The sequence below is a fragment of the Bacillus sp. P4_D3 genome, assembly GCF_056401855.1.
Genome location: NZ_JBFUIN010000005.1, coordinates 1 through 17,791 on the forward strand (window position 1 = coordinate 1; position 17,791 = coordinate 17,791).

The following is a 17,791-nucleotide window of genomic DNA, read 5'->3' on the forward strand; positions in this document are numbered from 1 at the left end:
CCTGGAAATTAAAGCATTTACATTTTAATTGTAACGCTTTCCTGGAAATTAAAGCATTTACATTTTAATTGTAACGCTTTCTTCTGAAAAAATCGACAATTTTTCGAATTCACCTTTTCCTCGTTATTTGTTATAGTTATATTTGTATGATTTTTGAAATTGGAGGAATGCAACCTTGGAACGTGAACTCGCACTAGAAATTGTCCGTGTAACAGAAGCAGCAGCCTTAGCATCCGCACAGTGGATGGGCCGCGGAAAGAAAAACGAAGCAGATGATGCAGCAACTACAGCTATGCGTGATATGTTCGATTCAGTAAACATGGCAGGTACAGTTGTAATCGGTGAAGGAGAACTTGATGAAGCACCGATGTTGTATATTGGTGAAGAACTAGGAACAGGTAACGGTCCAGAAGTAGATATCGCCGTTGACCCGTTAGAAGGTACAAACATCGTTGCGAAAGGCCTTGCAAATGCAATGGCAGTTATCGCAATCGCAGATAAAGGAAACCTTCTTCATGCTCCGGATATGTACATGGAAAAAATCGCGGTTGGTCCAAAAGCAGCTGGTAAAATTAGCTTAGATGATCCAATTGAAAAAACAATTGATATTGTAGCAGAAGCAAACAATAAAAAAATTCGTGACCTAACGGTTATCATCCAAGAACGTGAACGTCATCAAGATATTATTGACCGTGTTCGTGCAAAAGGTGCACGCGTAAAATTATTTGGTGATGGAGATGTTGGTGCATCAATCGCTACAGCTTTACCTGGAACAGGTATCGACTTATTCGTAGGTGTAGGCGGAGCTCCAGAAGGCGTTATTTCTGCAGCAGCATTAAAATGCCTTGAAGGTGAAATGCAAGCTCGCTTAGTTCCAATGAACGAAGAAGAAGAAGCTCGTTGTCGTGAAATGGGATTAGAAGATCCTCGTCAACTTCTTATGTTAGATGACTTAGTATCTGGTGATGACGCAATCTTCTCAGCAACAGGTGTATCTGCTGGTGAGTTATTAGACGGCGTGAAATTCCTAGGTGGCGATTTAGCTGAAACATATTCTATCGTTATGCGTTACAAAACAAGAACGGTACGATTTATTAAAACACACCACCATTTAGACCATAAACCACACTTAAACTTAGATATTTAATAAAGGAGCCATGTGTATGGAAGAACGTTTCTTTCTGTACGACGATACTGTCGCTACAAAAACTCGTTTCGTTAGCTTTCTGGGGGAAAATGAGCGTCATGATTTAGCGCTTCTATACTCCGATCGTCATTACGGTAAAACGATAGTCCTTGATATGCAGAGCAACAAATTTGCTATCATCGGTCCTGACGATTTAAACGAACCAGGCTACTTAGAGCATGCATTTTCGATGTCTGAAGAAAATGCAGAAGAATTACGCTCATTTTTATTTGAACTTATATAATTTATCTGGTGCACCAGCTAAAATAGCTGGTGTTTTTTCATTATAAGAGTTTTGAATTTTCAATCTTCCATGTTATACTTATGAACAAATCTATTTGGATAGAAAGGACGTTATCTACGTATGCCAACATTTACTTTGTAATGGACCAGCAATTGGATAGCATTACTCTCAAAAAAGCACCGTGCTTTTTCAAGGGAGTAGTCTGCCCATTCCCATTACGAAGGAACGTAACGCATCTGTAGTATGATGTTTACGGAGGTTCCTCTTGGGGGAATCTCCTTTTATTTTTGTCTACTTCTCATGTCTTCATACTACAAGACATCCAAATAGCTGTATTACGTTTCTTTACCAATATATAAGAGGTGAAGGAAAATGCAGAAAGTAAAACTTTCTTGGAGTTTATATGAAAACGAACTAGCAACAATCGAAAAGTATTGTAAAAATTGCAGGCGTACTACCCTTTTTACCGACACGAGCATTCGCAGGCATAACACAAACGGAAAGAACATATATCGATTTGCAATTTATAAATGTCCGAAAGATCATACGTGGAATCAAAAACTTCATATTTATAAATCATTTACTGATCATGTTGAAACGGTCGATATTACTGAGCCAGAACAGGCTGAAACAAGTACTACCATTTCCATTACACAATACAAAGAAAGTGGTATAGCCGAAATAACGATCGTATTAGACATCGTTTTTGGTTCCCACAGGATTGATAAAGTGTTATCCACATATATTTCAGATTGGAGCCGCACTATCATTGTGGATAAAATTAAAAATGGGCATATCCAATTGAACGGACAACAAATGAAACCAAACAAAACTCTTTCTGAAGGTGATTACATTTCAATTTGTTTGTAAGGAGGACTCGCATGTTAAAGGTGAAAAAAGGTACGATTGATTTATTGAATGACTTAGATGTAATGTATACAGCATGCAAAGAATTACTCTTACAGAACCAAATTTACCAATGGGATGATTCTTATCCGACGCGAGAACACATTTCCTATCATCTAGAACAGGCCGAATTGTATTGTCTATTCCAAGATCAAGTACTTGTCGGTGCCGTCGTCTTAAACGAAGCACCTTCTCCAGAATACAAATTAATTGACTGGTCAGAAACAGAAGGACACTTTCTTATCGTCCACTCTTTTGTCATCCATCCGCTCGCGCAAGGCAAAGGATATAGTAAAGTACTATTATCCTTTTGGGAAAGCGAAGCAAGGCAGATGAGCTACAAAGGAATACGCCTAGATTGTTTTACAGGTAATCCCGTTTCATTAGGCCTATATGAAAAAAACAATTATATTTGCCGAGGTGCTGTTTATTTCAAAAGTAAACAGCCTCCTCATAATTGGTATAACTGCTATGAAAAAATCCTCTTACAATCGTAAGAAGATTTTTTTATTTCTTCACTTTTCGTAATACAAAGTGTGCACAACCGAAGTTACAGTACTCGTATAAATACTCCGATAAAGTACTAATTTTCGTATCATATGTCGAACGTTGATTACTATCATCAAAGAATCCACGCAATCTAAGTTGTTCATAACCCCAGTCTCCAACGATATAATCATATTTATTTAAAATTTCTGCATAGCGCTCTTTAAGTGCTTCTTCACTAAAACCGTCACGAAAGTTTTTAATTACTTCGTACTGAACATTATTAACGCTCACCGTAGTATGAATCTCTTGCTTTTGCTCCATTATGAACTTCCTCTCTAAGCATTCTTCTTTTTATCGTATCACAAAGCATAACAACCAACAATTTCAAATACAAAAAATTGAAAATTAGTGCATGCTATGGAGAAGGAGGTGATACATCGTGAAAAAGCAAATTATCCTCTCTCTTCTCACTCTTTCCTTATTTGCAGGCTGCCAATCAACTAATAAAGCCGAAATGGAGCGTGAAGAAGGAAGTCGTGTTCTTGTTTCCAACAAAAACGACATGTATCATACGGAAAACACAAATACAAGACTCACGAGAGTCGGTTATTCTTCTAAACAGAAGCATGAAGTATCTAACAAGCAAGTAGGCGCTATTAACCGTGAGAAAGTCGCCGAAATGATTACGAGCATGACAGTCAAACTTCCTGACGTCACCAATGCCGCTACACTCGTTACCGACGACGAAGTGTTCGTTGTATACCGTGCAAACACAACGGATCCGAAACTCGTAACAGATCAAGTATATAAAACAGCTTTGTCCATCGTCCCTCGCTATTATAAAGCATATGTATCAACAAACCAAAAGTTGATTTCTCAAATTCAAGGTCTCCAATCTGGTAGCTTAAACGATAAAGAATATGAACAAAGTCTTGATATGTTAAAACGTGAAATGAGCAAAAATCCTCATTTGAATAATACGGGGGATCAAACTTTAAATAATATGATAAAAAAATAAAAAGGTGGAGAAAACATCCACCTTTTTACTATTTCTTACGATTCGCATAAACCTCCATCGCATCACACATAAACTGCGCTAATCCCCCGCCAAACTTATCAATATTTTTCGTAAAGCGCTCATCAGCAACATACATTTGACCGAGTCCCTTAAAGGCCTCTAATGAATATTCACCGAAGTTTTGCAAGTAATCGTACCATACCCCGATTGCTTCTTGCGCCTCTTTAGAATCCGGTGCTCCATTTCGAAGTGTTGCTAGCTTTCTGTAAATAGTATTAAACTCCTCCTGTTTCTCTGTAGACATACCCTTCGCTGTTTTATTCGCTTTATCTACAGCCTCATCTCCCCATCGTTCACGTGCTTCTTCTTCATACGGATTATGACTAAAATCAAATCCTTCAAATTTCTCTTTATTCGTCATCTCAATCTCTCCTTTTGTATGCTGAATTGTTTTATTAATCGTCGCTATCACTTTATCCAATCTAGCCCGCTTTTCAAGAAGCATTTTCTTATGAAGCTGTAATGCCTCTTCACGGTCGAATGAAGGACTCATGATAATCTCCTTAATCTTCTTTAAAGGGAAGCCAAGCTCTTTAAAAAATAAAATTTGCTGCAACGTTTCTAAATTTTCATTGGAATACAGACGATATCCAGACTCTGTCGTCTCATCTGGGGTTAACAACCCAATTTCATCGTAATGATGCAGTGTGCGCACACTAATTCCAACTAAATCAGCTACTTCTTTTACCCTCATTGTCATGCGTATCTCCCCCTTAATACATACGATAAAGTATGACGCAACGTTAGAGTCAATAAAAATTTCATTTTGTATTTGAAAGATTCATCTCTCCACATTCTCCTACATTTCATGCATAATATATATGTACATACATTAGAAAGCGGTGAAAGTATGGTTTCAAATACTGTAATTTCCAGTATCATAATTCAACTCGTTGTTTCGGTTCTGGTCCCAATTATTGTACTCGTTTATTTCCGTAAGAAATATAATATTAATTTGAAAATAGTTGGCGTTGGTGTCCTTATCTTTATCGGGTTTACCCAAATTCTTGAAACACCATTCCAATTATTCATGCGTGGTAATCCAACAATAGGTCCAATTTTAGAAAACCCCTTTATTTTCGCAATATATGGTGGGTTGACTGCTGGTATTTTTGAAGAACTAGGTCGTTTCGTTGCCTTTTACTACTTACTGAAAAAATATCGAGATTATAAGGACGGTCTTGCGTACGGAATTGGACACGGCGGTATTGAATCGATTTTAGTCGGCGGATTCGCTGGGCTTCAAACTCTTACCTTTGCAACATCTATTAACAATGGTAGCTTCGCTCAAATGGTTGAACAATACCCACAGTTGAGCCATATCAAGGACTTGTTAATAGAGCAACCTGCCTATTTTTACTTACTTGGTAGCCTAGAAAGAATTATGGCATTAGTACTGCAAATTGCCTTCACACTGCTTGTCGTATACGCGGTAAAACAAAAGAAATACATTTTCCTCGTATACGCTATACTATTCCACGCACTTGTAGACTTTTTCGCAGCACTTTACCAAACAAAAATGATTAACATCTTTGTCGCAGAAGGAATTACTCTTCTCTTCGCGATTGGTGGTTTCATTCTTATTCGTAAAATGAAAGAGAAATTAGTGAGTACAGCAGAGTAAAAAATAAACCACCAAAATTGGTGGTTTATTTTTTATGTGGATTTTCGTAACAGTGATAACTTCGGCCACCTCGAAGTTCCTTCTTTGTTTCTGCATCTATAACTATATATTTATGCAACTCCTCTACTTCATCTTGAGAAAAGGATCCAAAAAAATAAACTTGGCGATCAGGATGAATAAACGAATCTTGAAGCACCACTCTACTTCGACAGCCGACAGCTGTTTTTTGTCGGAAGGTAAATTCTGCATCTTGTACTTCTTTAAATAAGATTTTTTTACGAACGCTATATGTTGCATTTTTGTATTCCTTATAAACCTTCTTATCTAACTGTTCATAAAATAGATCTTCATTCACAAACGATTTATTTTGATTGCTCGGATATTCTAATTCTTGATTGGATTGTGCATATGCTGTGGACAATTGTATGAGAAAACAAACACTGAATACGATACATATCATTTTTTTCATAATTGCACCTCAAATTTTGATTTATCCACATTACTTTTCCACAGACTTAGATCACTATGCCCTTTCCAAGAAAAAGGAATTTTTTCCACATTTGTCGAAGTATATATCGTCAACTTGAAAGATGGGGATGAAATATGAAGAAAATTATTGTAATCAGGCATTGTTCAGCAACTGGACAAGAGCGTAATGCCGAATTAACAAACATAGGAAGAGACCAATCAAACACCGTTGCTACATTCCTCATGGAAAATCATCTACAAATAGATCATATTATTTCAAGCCCATTTGTCCGAGCTATCGATTCTATTCGGCCATATGCCCTCCAAGCTAATTTATCTATTCAAGAAGATGAACGGTTAGCAGAACGCATATTAAGCACTGTTTCAATGGATGATTGGCTTCAAAAACTAGAATACACTTTTACCAATATAGATATTGCCTTTTCGGGCGGAGAGTCAACAAAACAAGCGATGGATCGCGCCACCTCACTTATTCAGGAAGTTTTAACACTAGAGCATGACACAACATTACTCGTTACACACGGCAACTTACTCACATTAATTTTAAAGCACTTTGATCATACTATTGGCTTTGACGAATGGAAAACTTTAACGAATCCTGATATTTATGAAATTACACTTGATGAACAATCTATCATAAAACGATTATGGGAAGCGCCATCCAAGTAATATCCCTTTCCAATACATTCAGTTGACACCGCGAGAAGAGACTGTACTAACAATAGAGAGGGGTATCATTCAATATGTACGAAGACGTACTTTCTTTACTACATAAAACAAATGCTTCTTATGAAAAATTTGAACACGAACCAGTACTTGACTATGAGACTGATCGCATCGTTCGTGAAAGGCTCGGCTTACAAGGCACTCCAAGTAAAAGCCTATTTTTAAAATCAAAAGCCGGGGCGTATTACGTATTCTTTACGTTAGAGGGAACTCGCCTCAACCGAGGAGAGATGAAAGAAATAACAGGAGAAAGCTTATCTCTCTGTTCTCCTGATGAGCTAAGAGAAGAGACTGGTTGCATACCAGGATGTGTAGCTCCTTTCGGTTATTCACAAGATGTAACGATTATTGTGGACAGTTCGATTTATACTTACAAGAAAGTTTTAATCACACCTGGTGTACCTGAATTTACAATTGAATTATCCACAGAAGAATTAAAAAGAATTTTATCAACGTGTCAAAATACTGTTTTAGAGTATAAGAAAAAGGAGAGCTAATATTAGCTCTCCTTTTTCATTATTTCGCTTCTGCTACTTTTTCTTTCGCAGAACGTACTTGCTCGTCCGCATGATAAGAAGAACGTACAAGTGGGCCAGCTTCACAGTGGCTAAATCCTTTGCTAAGTGCAATTTCTTTAAGCTCTGCAAATTCTGCTGGTGGGTAATATTTAAGAACTGGTAAATGCTTCTTAGATGGTTGTAGGTATTGTCCAAGAGTTAAAATATCCACATTGTTTGCACGTAAGTCATCCATTGCTTCAATTAAATCTTCTCTTGTTTCACCTAAGCCCACCATAATGCTCGATTTAGTTGGAATATCAGGCTGCATTTCTTTTGCTCGACGTAAAAACTCTAATGAACGGTCATACTTTGCTCTAGCGCGAACTCGGTTAGATAATMGACGTACTGTTTCAATGTTATGGTTCAAAATATCTGGTTTTGCATCCATTAACATTTTTAAGTTTTCTTCTACCCCAGCCATATCAGATGGTAATACTTCGATAGATGTGAATGGGTTTTTACGACGTACAGCACGTACTGTTTCAGCAAAAACAGCTGCTCCGCCGTCTTTTAAATCATCACGTGCAACCGCTGTTATAACAACGTGCTTTAAGCCCATTTGTACTACAGAATCCGCTACGCGTTCTGGCTCTTGTAAATCAAGCTCAGTTGGCAAGCCTGTTTTAACCGCACAAAAACGACAAGCACGTGTACAAACCGCACCTAAGATCATAAATGTTGCTGTTTTCCTTACAGCCCAGCATTCATGAATATTCGGACATTTCGCCTCTTCACAAACTGTATGAAGATTTTTAGAACGCATCATTTTCTTTAAGCCTGTATAGTTTTCATTCGTGTTTAACTTAATTTTCAACCATTCGGGCTTGCGCTTATACTCTGTTTGTTTTGTCATGGTTATCAACTCCGCACAATATGAAATAGTTTACCGTGTTCGCTTCTTTCAATGTAACATATCTATTCTAACGTATGAAAGCGATTTGCTCAAATGAAGATTCTAAGATTTTTTCCAATCGTTCCCTATAATGAAATACTCCGTATATCCCACACTAAAAAGAGTGATGTTGTGAAAGGAGTCTATTTCATGCTTCGAAAAATTTCTCTTTTGCTTTCGATTTGCTTTCTTCTCCACCAAAACATCGCTTACGGTGAAGATAATCAGCAAAGCATATATGAAAAGCGCATGGCACTATATAAAGAAACTGAGCAATCTTCAAGTATTCCGTGGTATTACTTAGCTGCAATGGATCAATACGAAAGAAACATACGGAGCGTAAGAAAGGATATTCCGAAAAAACCAGATGCCATCATTTCCCTTTATTTCAAACCTGAAATATGGGCTGGACCCGCTAATAGTAATGATACTCTCCCCCATACAATTTCTCTATTTGGCGGAATGGGTTTAGATGGTGACAAAGATGGATTTGCAAATGCAAATAACGATCGTGATCTTCTGTATACAGCAGCAACTATTTTAAAGAAACAAGGAACGTCAGAAGAACGTATTAACATTATGCTTTGGGAATATTATAGACGTGCAAAAACAGTTGAATTGATTACAGAATACGCCCGAATTTATAAACATTATGGACGCATTAATTTAGAAGGAAATGCTTTCCCCCTCCCGATTCGCAGTGACCATAGCTATCGTAGTACTTTTGGTGCTGGTAGAAGTTTTGGCGGCAGGAGAGTTCATGAAGGAACCGATATTTTTGCTGGATATGGCGTACCAGTAAGGTCTACTTGCTATGGCATTATTGAAACAAAAGGATGGAATCGTCTTGGTGGATGGCGCATTGGTATTCGTGACCTTCGTAATAATTACCACTATTACGCTCATTTAGGCGGGTTCTCTAAAGAAATACAGCTCGGACAAATTGTCGAACCAGGAAAAGTAATCGGATTTGTCGGTAGTACTGGTTATGGTCCTCCTGGTACAGCTGGAAAGTTCCCGCCTCACTTACATTTCGGCATGTATAAAGACAATGGCTATACCGAATGGGCTTTCGATCCATACATGCATTTAAGCCTTTGGGAACGAAAAGAACGAGCAAATACAAAACGATAACCGTAGCGAATTGCTACGGTTATTTTTTATCTGGTACAACAACTCCGCCACTTCCGTAATAAGTAGGTACTTCACCTTGAACGATGCGCGTCGCAATCGGAATGTTTTGCTTCACCTTAATTTCTTTCGTGCGTAACGGCATCATAACTTGTAACGTCACTTCCACTTCCATAATAATTTTGATCGCCGTATTATTAATTCCTTGCGGCTCAACTAGCTGTTTAATATCTGTATTCACATGACCAATTGGCGTAAAATTAATCGGAATATCTGGTCCTATATTACCAAGAAGCGCATTATCAGTTATGCGCCCAAAAGGAACTGACATAGATACCCCATTCTCTTCAAAAATACCAAGTGCTTTCGTATCCCCTTTTTCTACTTGTTGTAAATATTTCTCTATGTATGCAGTAGTCGATGTTAATATTTCATTTACTTGTTTCGTATTTAAATCAATTGTAGATACTTTCCCGTTCTTATCCGTTTGTACTTTCATTAATGAATCTACATCAAACCCTTCATTAATTCGGTCTTTTACCGCTTTCGTCATAACTGCTGTTGCCATTTTATGCGTCTCTGTTTCCCCATACTTAATTAACGTTGGCTGAATACTTTTATCCACAATCCATAAACCTTGAACTACCATTACGATAAAAATAATAAACGAAATAAGCAGTATATACCGAAAGGAAATCGGTCCCCTTCGAAACCGCGAATTTTTCGAACGAAATATGCTCATAAGAAAACCCTCCTTCTTATATTATTTCTATGCAAGAAGGAGGGACGATATATGCTTATCTCATTTTTAATAGTGCATCTTTTCCGATTGTGCCTACCGGAATGCCTAAAGCTTCGGCTTCAATCGTTACTGATTCCAGCGGTGCTTCAAGAAGTTGTTCAATCGTTCTTACACCAACCGCACGGCCAGCAATAATTCCTCGATCGCCTAACTTCTCATTTAAAAGACCTACATCTAGAGCACCGCACATAATATATCCTTTATCGCTCATTACAGCTAGCAAATTTGTCTTCGGAAGTTTTACGCTAACAGCAATGAACGTATAGTTATCAATTATAATTGGCTCTACATTAACCATAGTTCACACTCCTCTCTTTCTTATCTTTATGACAAGAGAAAAATGAGTGTTACAAGTTAACTAGCCTATAGTTTGACTGAAGATGTATAAGTTATCAACATGTCTGTTAGTACATCTCTAAGTAATTCCGGCATATAATATTGTTTGTCAGAAAGTGTGGATAGCTCTGGGTATAAGTATCCGAATGTAAACATATCAATCGTTCCTACCGTATATATACGGTCTAATTCCAGCGATTCGCCGTTAATCAATACATCTTCTAGTAAAATTTTATTCCCTGGAATCGTATCTGGAATCACTTCCAGCCCATCGTAAATCATTTTCCCCATTACTTTTCCGCGAAATCCGAATCCTTTCACCTCAAGATTCTCCATATTCGGGCGGCGCGCTTTCAAAATAACTTCTCTTAACGTTTTCCCTGGTACTTTTAACAGACATGGATTAATTGGATGTGGACAAATTCGATGAATATCTCCGCGCGTCACAACACCTTCATTTAATCCATCAAGAAGTACACCAGCATTCACCATCCCAACATCCGCATTACACCACTCTTTAAGCGCACTTGCCAACATATGAGAAAACGTCGTCTCCTTAAACCAATCAACCGGCAATGACTCTTTTAAATGAACGACAGGCTCAGCCATTATCTGTTTACTTTCTTCCTTTAGCATTTCAATTGTGGATAACGGCTCGCTATAAGCACCTAACCGTTCTGTCTTAATCGCTCTACCGTCTTTTTTCACCAGTCTCTTCGTCTCTTTATCCACAGTAAGCTGAACATGTCCAACGTAATGTCCCCACTTTTCACAACAGCAAAGCAAAGTATTATCCACAAGAACGCCACGCTCAAATAAATGATGCGTATGTGCCCCTAAAATAACATCTATATCATAATGCTCAGCCATATACTCGTCCATACTTTTTCCAAGATGAGAAAGTACAACCGTAATATGAGCTGTATCCTTAACTTCTTCTAAAATAGATTCTAAATGGATGATTGGATCTTCGATATGCCAATCGAGCATTTCATAAAACTCTGGATAAGCTACCGTTAATCCAATAAAAGCAATCGTAATCCCATCTGTCGTTGTATGTAATTTATAAGGCCGCGCCCACGCCGGACGTACACCTTCTTTTTCAAATAAATTCGCTACGAGCACCTCAAACCCAGCATCATCATATAGACGATTCAAATGCTCTTTCGCCAATGTAATTCCTTCATTATTTCCGATCGTTACATAATCATATAACGCCTCATTTAAAAGCTTCGTATTCCCAAGTCCATTTGTCGCTTCCGAAATACTATGAAAACGATCCACATGATCGCCAATATCCACAGTTAAAACAGTCTCTCCCGCTTCCTGTCTTCTCTTTTTCTCCCCTAGTACAAACCGAGAAATTTGCGGCCAATTTTCAAAATGACTATGTATATCGTTTGTATGATAAAGGTGGATGATCGTTTCTTTATTTATATTCAGAGAAAAAACCTCCTCTCAGTTCCTTACTGCCATTTACGCTACACGTACGCAATAATCCTGTAAATACTTTTCGTCTTTTCTTGCTATTCTACATTGTACTCGCATTATAAGAAAAAGCAAAAGATTGTCCTTTTATTATGGAAAACTTTATTTTACTTTTTCTAGTGTGTGGATTCTTTGCTGGGTTTGTCAGTATCTTAGCCTCACTTACTTCTAATCGGTCGCTTTATGTATAGATACGGGGTATACAGCCCTCTCTGCTATGTCGTAATTTGTTGATAAGTCGATATTCCTTGTCGAAACGTCGATATATTGGAATAATCGCTGATATATTCCAAGTTGTGGTCGATATATTTGAAAAATCGCTGATATATTTTACCGAACACCCACCTGGGTATCCCTTCCCAACCAGACCAGCTTACCCAACACAAAAAAGCGCCCTGCATGCAGGGCGCTTCCTTCATTCTACATATTAACCAATAGAACCTTCCATCTCAAACTTGATTAGACGGTTCATTTCAACTGCGTATTCCATTGGAAGTTCGCGAGTGAATGGCTCGATGAAGCCCATTACGATCATTTCTGTAGCTTCTTGCTCAGAAATACCGCGGCTCATTAGATAGAATAATTGTTCTTCTGATACTTTAGATACTTTCGCTTCGTGCTCAAGTGAAACGTAATCGTTTTTGATTTCGTTGTAAGGAATTGTATCAGATGTAGATTGGTTATCCATGATTAACGTGTCACACTCGATGTTAGAGCGAGAGTTTTTCGCTTTTGGTCCGAATTGTACGATACCACGGTAAGTTACTTTACCACCATGCTTCGCAATCGATTTAGAAACGATTGTTGAAGACGTGTTTGGTGCTAAGTGAATCATTTTCGCACCAGCATCTTGGTGTTGGCCTTTACCAGCAATCGCGATAGATAATGTTAAACCACGAGCGCCTTCGCCTTTTAAGATAACTGCTGGGTATTTCATCGTTAATTTAGATCCGATGTTACCGTCAATCCATTCCATCGTTGCGTTTTCTTCACAAACCGCACGTTTTGTAACTAGGTTGTATACGTTATTCGCCCAGTTTTGGATTGTTGTATAACGGCAATATGCATCTTTTTTAATGATGATTTCTACTACCGCACTATGAAGTGAGTTAGTCGTGTAAACAGGTGCTGTACAACCTTCTACGTAGTGTACGTGTGCGCCTTCGTCTACGATGATAAGCGTACGCTCGAATTGTCCCATATTTTCAGAGTTAATACGGAAATACGCTTGAAGTGGTGTATCAACTTTAATACCTTTTGGAACGTAGATGAATGATCCACCAGACCAAACTGCAGAGTTTAATGCAGAGAATTTGTTGTCTGTTGGTGGGATTACTTTTCCGAAATGCTCACGGAAAATATCTTCGTTCTCTTTTAATGCGCTATCTGTATCTTTGAAGACAACTCCTAGATCTTCTAGGTCTTCTTTCATGTTGTGGTATACAACTTCAGATTCGTACTGTGCAGATACACCAGCTAAATATTTTTGCTCAGCTTCAGGAATACCTAATTTATCAAATGTCGCTTTAATTTCCTCAGGTACTTCATCCCAAGACTTCTCAGATTTCTCAGATGGTTTTACGTAGTACGTAATTTCATCGAAATCTAAGTCGTTTAAGTCGCCGCCCCATTGTGGCATTGGCATTTCATAGAACTTATCCAGTGATTTTAAACGGAAGTCTAACATCCACTGTGGTTCTTCTTTCATACGTGAAATCTCTTCAACGATCTCTTTTGTTAAACCGCGTCCAGCACGGAAAATCGAAACGTCTTTATCCTTGAAACCATATTTATAATCGCCGATATCTGGCAGTTGCTTCGCCATGTTGGTGTGTCCCTCCTTATATAACCTCGTTTTTAGGAACCTTTAACATTACTTATCTTCGTTTAAGCCCTTTTCTAACGCTTTCCACGCTAATGTTGCACATTTAATACGTGCCGGGAACTTGCATACGCCTTGTAATGCTTCAATATCTCCTAAATCAATGCTGTCATCATACTCTTTTCCTAGCATCATGTCAGAGAAAATTTTAGAAAGCTTAAGAGCCTCTTCAATTTTCTTTCCTTTTACTGCTTGTGTCATCATTGAAGCTGAAGACATTGAAATTGAACATCCTTCGCCTTCAAACTTCGCTTCTTGTACAATACCCTCTTCTACTTTCATCGTAAGTTGAATACGATCGCCGCAAGTTGGATTGTTCAAGTTAACGGTAACACTATCTTCTAACACGCCATGGTTACGAGGATTTTTATAATGATCCATAATAACTTGACGATATAACGTATCTAAATTATTAAATGACATTTGTGAAATACTCCTTTGTCTTGATTAGTGATTCAACAAATGTATCAATTTCTTCTTTTGTATTATATAAATAGAAGCTCGCACGTGCTGTAGAAGAAGCTTTTAACCACTTCATAAGCGGTTGTGCACAGTGATGTCCTGCGCGAACCGCAATGCCTTCTACATCTAATACAGTTGCTACATCGTGAGGATGTACGTCTTCAATATTAAATGTAACTAGACCAGCGCGATGCTTTGGACCATAAATTGTAACGCCATCTACTTCTGATAGTCTCTCTAAAGCGTATTGCGCTAATTCATGTTCATGCTTTTCAATATTATGAAGACCGATTTCTTCTAGGAAATCAATTGCCGCACCAAGTCCGATTGCATTACCGATAATCGGTGTACCTGCTTCGAACTTCCACGGAAGCTCTTTCCAAGTAGACTCTTGTAAGTCTACGAAATCAATCATTTCACCACCAAATTCAATTGGTTCCATATTGTTTAGCAATTCTTTCTTACCATATAATACGCCGACACCTGTTGGTCCGCACATCTTATGAGCAGATAATGCGTAGAAATCACAGTTTAAATCTTGTACATCCACTTTCATATGAGGTGCACTTTGTGCTCCATCAACGATCATGATTGCACCGTTTTCATGTGCGATTGCTCCGATTTCTTTTACAGGGTTAATCGTTCCAAGTACGTTAGAAACGTGCATGATAGAAACGATTTTTGTATTCGGTGTAACTGTTTGACGAACATCTTCTAAAGAAATTGTACCGTCTAGTTGAAGCGGAAGGTATTTTAAAGTTGCACCAGTTTTCTTCGCAACTTGTTGCCACGGAATGATGTTACTATGGTGCTCCATGTAAGAGATGACGATTTCATCGCCTTCTTTTACATTATCAAGACCATAACTAGCTGCTACTGTATTTAATGCAGTTGTCGTTCCGCGCGTGAAAATAATCTCTTCCATTGATTTCGCATTAATAAACTTGCGAACTTTCTCACGTGCACCTTCATACGCGTCGGTAGCTTTCGTACCGAGCGTATGAACACCGCGATGCACGTTAGAATTATATTCTTTATAGTAACGTTCTAACGTTTCAATGACTTGAATTGGTTTTTGAGAAGTTGCTGCACTATCGAAATATACAAGTTGTTTGCCGTTCACTTTTTGATCAAGAATTGGAAACTGTTTGCGTATTTCATGAATATTCATTAGCGAACTTTCCTTTCAATTACCTCAACAAGCTGTGCCTTTACTCCTTCAATTGGAAGCTCATTTACTACAGGTGCTAAGAATCCATGGATGACTAAACGTTCTGCTTCGCGTTTTGGAATACCACGGCTCATCAAGTAGTATAATTGGTATGGATCTACGCGGCCTACTGAAGCTGCGTGACCTGCCATTACATCATCTTCATCGATTAAAAGAATTGGGTTTGCATCACCGCGAGCGTTCTCATCTAACATAAGAACGCGAGAAGATTGTTGTGCATTTGATTTAGATGCACCGTGTTCAATCTTACCAATTCCGTTAAAGATAGATGTTGCACTATCTTTTTGTACACCGTGTTTTAAAATCCAACCTTCAGAGTGTTTACCGAAGTGAACAACTTTAGTTGTAAAGTTTTGTGTTTGGTTACCACGACCAATTGTTACTGTTTTTGTATCAGCATATGATCCGTCGCCCATTAAGTTCGTAACGTTCTCTGAGATTGTATTTCCGTCATTCATAAGGCCTAGAGCCCAATCAATGCGGCCGTCGCGTCCAACAATTCCGCGGCGGTTAACGTAAGTTGTTACGTCTTTTGCTAATAGATCAACCGCACCGAATTTCACTTGTGCGCCTTGTTCCACGATTACTTCTGCTACGATATTTGCAATACCTTTAGCATTTTCATTTGCAACGTAGTTTTCTACATATGTTGCAGTACTGTTCGCATCAGCTACGAATAATACGTGGTTATATACGTTAGCTTCTTCGCCGTCTACTAAGAATACAGCTTGAAGTGGAGTTTCAAGAACAACGTTTTTCGGAACATATACGAATGCACCGCCGTTGATTAATGCAGCATGAAGTGCAGTTAGACGATGCTCGTCTACTTTCACGCCGTCTTTCATTAAATACTTTTGTACTAGTTCAGCATGCTCTGTTGCAGCTGTTACGATGTCTGTAAAAATAACACCTTTTTCTTTCGCTTCGTCTGCTAAAGAAACGAACGCAGTTGTACCAGTACGTTGCACTAATACGCTGTTATTTTCATCGATTAAGTTTTTCACTGCTTCTGGAAGCTCTGTTAAAGAACTTACAGGCTCTTGCTTAGCAGCGTCGCCTTTTCCGATAAAGTCCCATTTTTCAATTTTCGTTTTATCAGGCGTTGGCATTGGAAGTTCAGTTGCTTGTGCAAGAGCTTGTAAGCGGAACTCAGTCAACCAAGCAGCTTCGTTTACTTCGCTTGCGCGCTGACGGATTGTTTCTTGATCGAAAGGTAATGTACCGATTGTCATGTTTATGCTCCTCTCTTACGCTTCTTGCTCTGCTGTTTCGTCTTCAATACCTAATTCTTTTTTAATCCAGTCATAACCTTCAGCTTCTAGACGTTGTGCAAGCTCAGGGCCACCAGATTTAACGATACGACCGTTCATCATAACGTGAACGAAGTCTGGAGTGATGTAGTTTAATAAACGTTGGTAATGCGTAATCATTAGGCAACCGAAATCTTCGCCGCGCATTTGGTTAATACCTTTAGATACAACTTTTAATGCATCGATATCAAGACCTGAGTCGATTTCATCTAAGATTGCAATTTTTGGCTCGATCATCATTAATTGAAGAATCTCATTACGTTTTTTCTCACCGCCAGAGAAACCTTCGTTTAAGTAACGTTGTGCCATTTCTGGATCCATTTCTAGGAATTCCATGTTTTTATCTAATGTACGGATAAATTTCATAAGAGAAATTTCTTCGCCTTCTTCACGACGTGCATTAATTGCAGAACGTAAGAAGTCAGCGTTTGTTACTCCGCTAATTTCACTTGGATATTGCATTGCTAAGAATAGACCTGCTTGTGCGCGCTCGTCTACTTCCATTTCTAATACATCTTCACCGTCGATGATGATGCTACCTTCTGTTACTTCATACTTTGGGTGACCCATAATCGCAGAAGATAAAGTTGATTTACCTGTTCCGTTAGGTCCCATAATTGCGTGGATTTCTCCACCTTTTACTTCAAGGTTTACACCTTTTAAAATTTCTTTACCGTCGATTGATACGTGTAAGTCTTTAACCGTTAATGTAGAACCAGCCATCTCAATACCTCCATTAATCCTCTATATACATTTTAAAAATTACTAAAACGTTCATATTCTCATTTTATTCTCATTCTAATCTTATAGCAAATAAAATGATATCGCAAACACTAAGAAAATGTAACAATTTTTTCACAAATGTATATAAGTATTTCCTTTACATCCTCTTATGATACACCTTTCTTCTTATATATATAAAGAAAAAAGGACTGGGTTATTCCCAGCCCTTTCC

The 17,791-nt window shown here is 38.2% G+C and carries 21 protein-coding genes; 9 read left to right on the forward strand and 12 right to left on the reverse strand.

Features of this window, described 5'->3' with window-relative positions; all coding sequences use genetic code 11:
• Nucleotides 1-175: 175 nt before the first annotated feature.
• The 4 genes from glpX to AC1DTM_RS01725 all read left to right on the forward strand — a co-directional run bounded on the left by glpX (nt 176) and on the right by AC1DTM_RS01725 (nt 2,833).
• A complete protein-coding gene (gene glpX / locus AC1DTM_RS01710; protein ID WP_002015911.1) occupies nt 176-1,147 on the forward strand; it encodes a class II fructose-bisphosphatase in 972 nt (323 codons plus the stop codon).
• 16 nt (nt 1,148-1,163) lie between these two features.
• A complete protein-coding gene (locus AC1DTM_RS01715) occupies nt 1,164-1,430 on the forward strand; it encodes a DUF3055 domain-containing protein (protein WP_002112635.1) in 267 nt (88 codons plus the stop codon).
• A gap of 372 nt (nt 1,431-1,802) precedes the next feature.
• On the forward strand, nt 1,803-2,300 hold the full coding sequence (locus tag AC1DTM_RS01720; protein ID WP_477000014.1) for a cytoplasmic protein: 498 nt from the start codon (nt 1,803-1,805) through the stop codon (nt 2,298-2,300).
• 11 nt (nt 2,301-2,311) lie between these two features.
• Nucleotides 2,312-2,833, forward strand: coding sequence for a GNAT family N-acetyltransferase (locus AC1DTM_RS01725; RefSeq protein ID WP_078179379.1), 522 nt, complete (start codon nt 2,312-2,314; stop codon nt 2,831-2,833).
• Between the two features lie 10 nt (nt 2,834-2,843).
• Here the strand turns inward: AC1DTM_RS01725 and AC1DTM_RS01730 are convergent, their stop codons facing one another.
• Complete coding sequence (locus tag AC1DTM_RS01730; RefSeq protein WP_002015914.1) at nt 2,844-3,146, reverse strand: YutD family protein; 303 nt, start codon at nt 3,144-3,146, stop codon at nt 2,844-2,846.
• Nucleotides 3,147-3,264: 118 nt separating this feature from the next.
• Between AC1DTM_RS01730 and AC1DTM_RS01735 the strand changes: the two genes are divergently transcribed.
• Complete coding sequence (locus AC1DTM_RS01735) at nt 3,265-3,843, forward strand: YhcN/YlaJ family sporulation lipoprotein (protein ID WP_002112644.1); 579 nt, start codon at nt 3,265-3,267, stop codon at nt 3,841-3,843.
• 28 nt (nt 3,844-3,871) lie between these two features.
• Here AC1DTM_RS01735 and AC1DTM_RS01740 read toward each other — a convergent pair whose 3' ends face one another.
• A complete protein-coding gene (locus AC1DTM_RS01740; RefSeq protein ID WP_215569395.1) occupies nt 3,872-4,603 on the reverse strand; it encodes a MerR family transcriptional regulator in 732 nt (243 codons plus the stop codon).
• 108 nt (nt 4,604-4,711) lie between these two features.
• On the opposite strand from AC1DTM_RS01740, the gene AC1DTM_RS01745 reads away from it, so the two are divergent.
• Complete coding sequence (locus AC1DTM_RS01745; protein ID WP_477000015.1) at nt 4,712-5,527, forward strand: YhfC family intramembrane metalloprotease; 816 nt, start codon at nt 4,712-4,714, stop codon at nt 5,525-5,527.
• Nucleotides 5,528-5,552: 25 nt separating this feature from the next.
• Here AC1DTM_RS01745 and AC1DTM_RS01750 read toward each other — a convergent pair whose 3' ends face one another.
• A complete protein-coding gene (locus AC1DTM_RS01750; RefSeq protein WP_215569397.1) occupies nt 5,553-5,996 on the reverse strand; it encodes a hypothetical protein in 444 nt (147 codons plus the stop codon).
• A gap of 134 nt (nt 5,997-6,130) precedes the next feature.
• Here AC1DTM_RS01750 and AC1DTM_RS01755 point away from each other — a divergent pair, with 134 nt between their 5' ends.
• Together AC1DTM_RS01755 and AC1DTM_RS01760 are read left to right on the forward strand one after the other, a co-directional pair.
• Complete coding sequence (locus tag AC1DTM_RS01755; protein ID WP_016106532.1) at nt 6,131-6,685, forward strand: histidine phosphatase family protein; 555 nt, start codon at nt 6,131-6,133, stop codon at nt 6,683-6,685.
• 74 nt (nt 6,686-6,759) lie between these two features.
• Nucleotides 6,760-7,239 (forward strand): YbaK/EbsC family protein, encoded by a 480-nt coding sequence (locus AC1DTM_RS01760; RefSeq protein WP_078173451.1) that lies wholly within the window; start codon nt 6,760-6,762, stop codon nt 7,237-7,239.
• A 19-nt stretch (nt 7,240-7,258) separates the two neighbouring features.
• Here AC1DTM_RS01760 and lipA read toward each other — a convergent pair whose 3' ends face one another.
• On the reverse strand, nt 7,259-8,155 hold the full coding sequence (gene lipA, locus AC1DTM_RS01765; protein ID WP_477000016.1) for a lipoyl synthase: 897 nt from the start codon (nt 8,153-8,155) through the stop codon (nt 7,259-7,261).
• Between the two features lie 189 nt (nt 8,156-8,344).
• Between lipA and AC1DTM_RS01770 the strand changes: the two genes are divergently transcribed.
• Nucleotides 8,345-9,328, forward strand: coding sequence for a M23 family metallopeptidase (locus tag AC1DTM_RS01770; RefSeq protein WP_215598022.1), 984 nt, complete (start codon nt 8,345-8,347; stop codon nt 9,326-9,328).
• Between the two features lie 19 nt (nt 9,329-9,347).
• On the opposite strand, the gene yunB is transcribed toward AC1DTM_RS01770, so the two are convergent.
• From yunB to sufC, 8 genes are all read right to left on the reverse strand, one after another.
• The gene (gene yunB / locus AC1DTM_RS01775) at nt 9,348-10,067 is read right to left on the reverse strand and encodes a sporulation protein YunB (RefSeq protein ID WP_477000017.1); all 720 of its coding nucleotides are present in this window, start codon (nt 10,065-10,067) and stop codon (nt 9,348-9,350) included.
• Between the two features lie 55 nt (nt 10,068-10,122).
• Nucleotides 10,123-10,425, reverse strand: a complete 303-nt coding sequence (locus tag AC1DTM_RS01780; RefSeq protein ID WP_002112658.1) for a YunC family protein — start codon at nt 10,423-10,425, stop codon at nt 10,123-10,125.
• A 65-nt stretch (nt 10,426-10,490) separates the two neighbouring features.
• Nucleotides 10,491-11,906, reverse strand: coding sequence for a 5'-nucleotidase C-terminal domain-containing protein (locus AC1DTM_RS01785; RefSeq protein ID WP_206775165.1), 1,416 nt, complete (start codon nt 11,904-11,906; stop codon nt 10,491-10,493).
• A gap of 472 nt (nt 11,907-12,378) precedes the next feature.
• The gene (gene sufB / locus AC1DTM_RS01790) at nt 12,379-13,776 is read right to left on the reverse strand and encodes a Fe-S cluster assembly protein SufB (RefSeq protein ID WP_002015928.1); all 1,398 of its coding nucleotides are present in this window, start codon (nt 13,774-13,776) and stop codon (nt 12,379-12,381) included.
• 48 nt (nt 13,777-13,824) lie between these two features.
• Nucleotides 13,825-14,256 carry a Fe-S cluster assembly sulfur transfer protein SufU gene (sufU, locus tag AC1DTM_RS01795; RefSeq protein ID WP_002089369.1) on the reverse strand — a complete coding sequence of 144 codons (432 nt, stop codon included), beginning with the start codon at nt 14,254-14,256 and terminating at the stop codon, nt 13,825-13,827.
• Complete coding sequence (sufS, locus tag AC1DTM_RS01800; RefSeq protein WP_002015930.1) at nt 14,246-15,466, reverse strand: cysteine desulfurase SufS; 1,221 nt, start codon at nt 15,464-15,466, stop codon at nt 14,246-14,248. Before sufS ends, sufU begins: the two co-directional genes overlap by 11 nt.
• A complete protein-coding gene (gene sufD, locus AC1DTM_RS01805; protein ID WP_002034577.1) occupies nt 15,466-16,758 on the reverse strand; it encodes a Fe-S cluster assembly protein SufD in 1,293 nt (430 codons plus the stop codon). Before sufD ends, sufS begins: the two co-directional genes overlap by 1 nt.
• A 15-nt stretch (nt 16,759-16,773) precedes the next feature.
• Complete coding sequence (gene sufC, locus AC1DTM_RS01810) at nt 16,774-17,559, reverse strand: Fe-S cluster assembly ATPase SufC (protein WP_002112662.1); 786 nt, start codon at nt 17,557-17,559, stop codon at nt 16,774-16,776.
• Nucleotides 17,560-17,791: the final 232 nt, after the last annotated feature.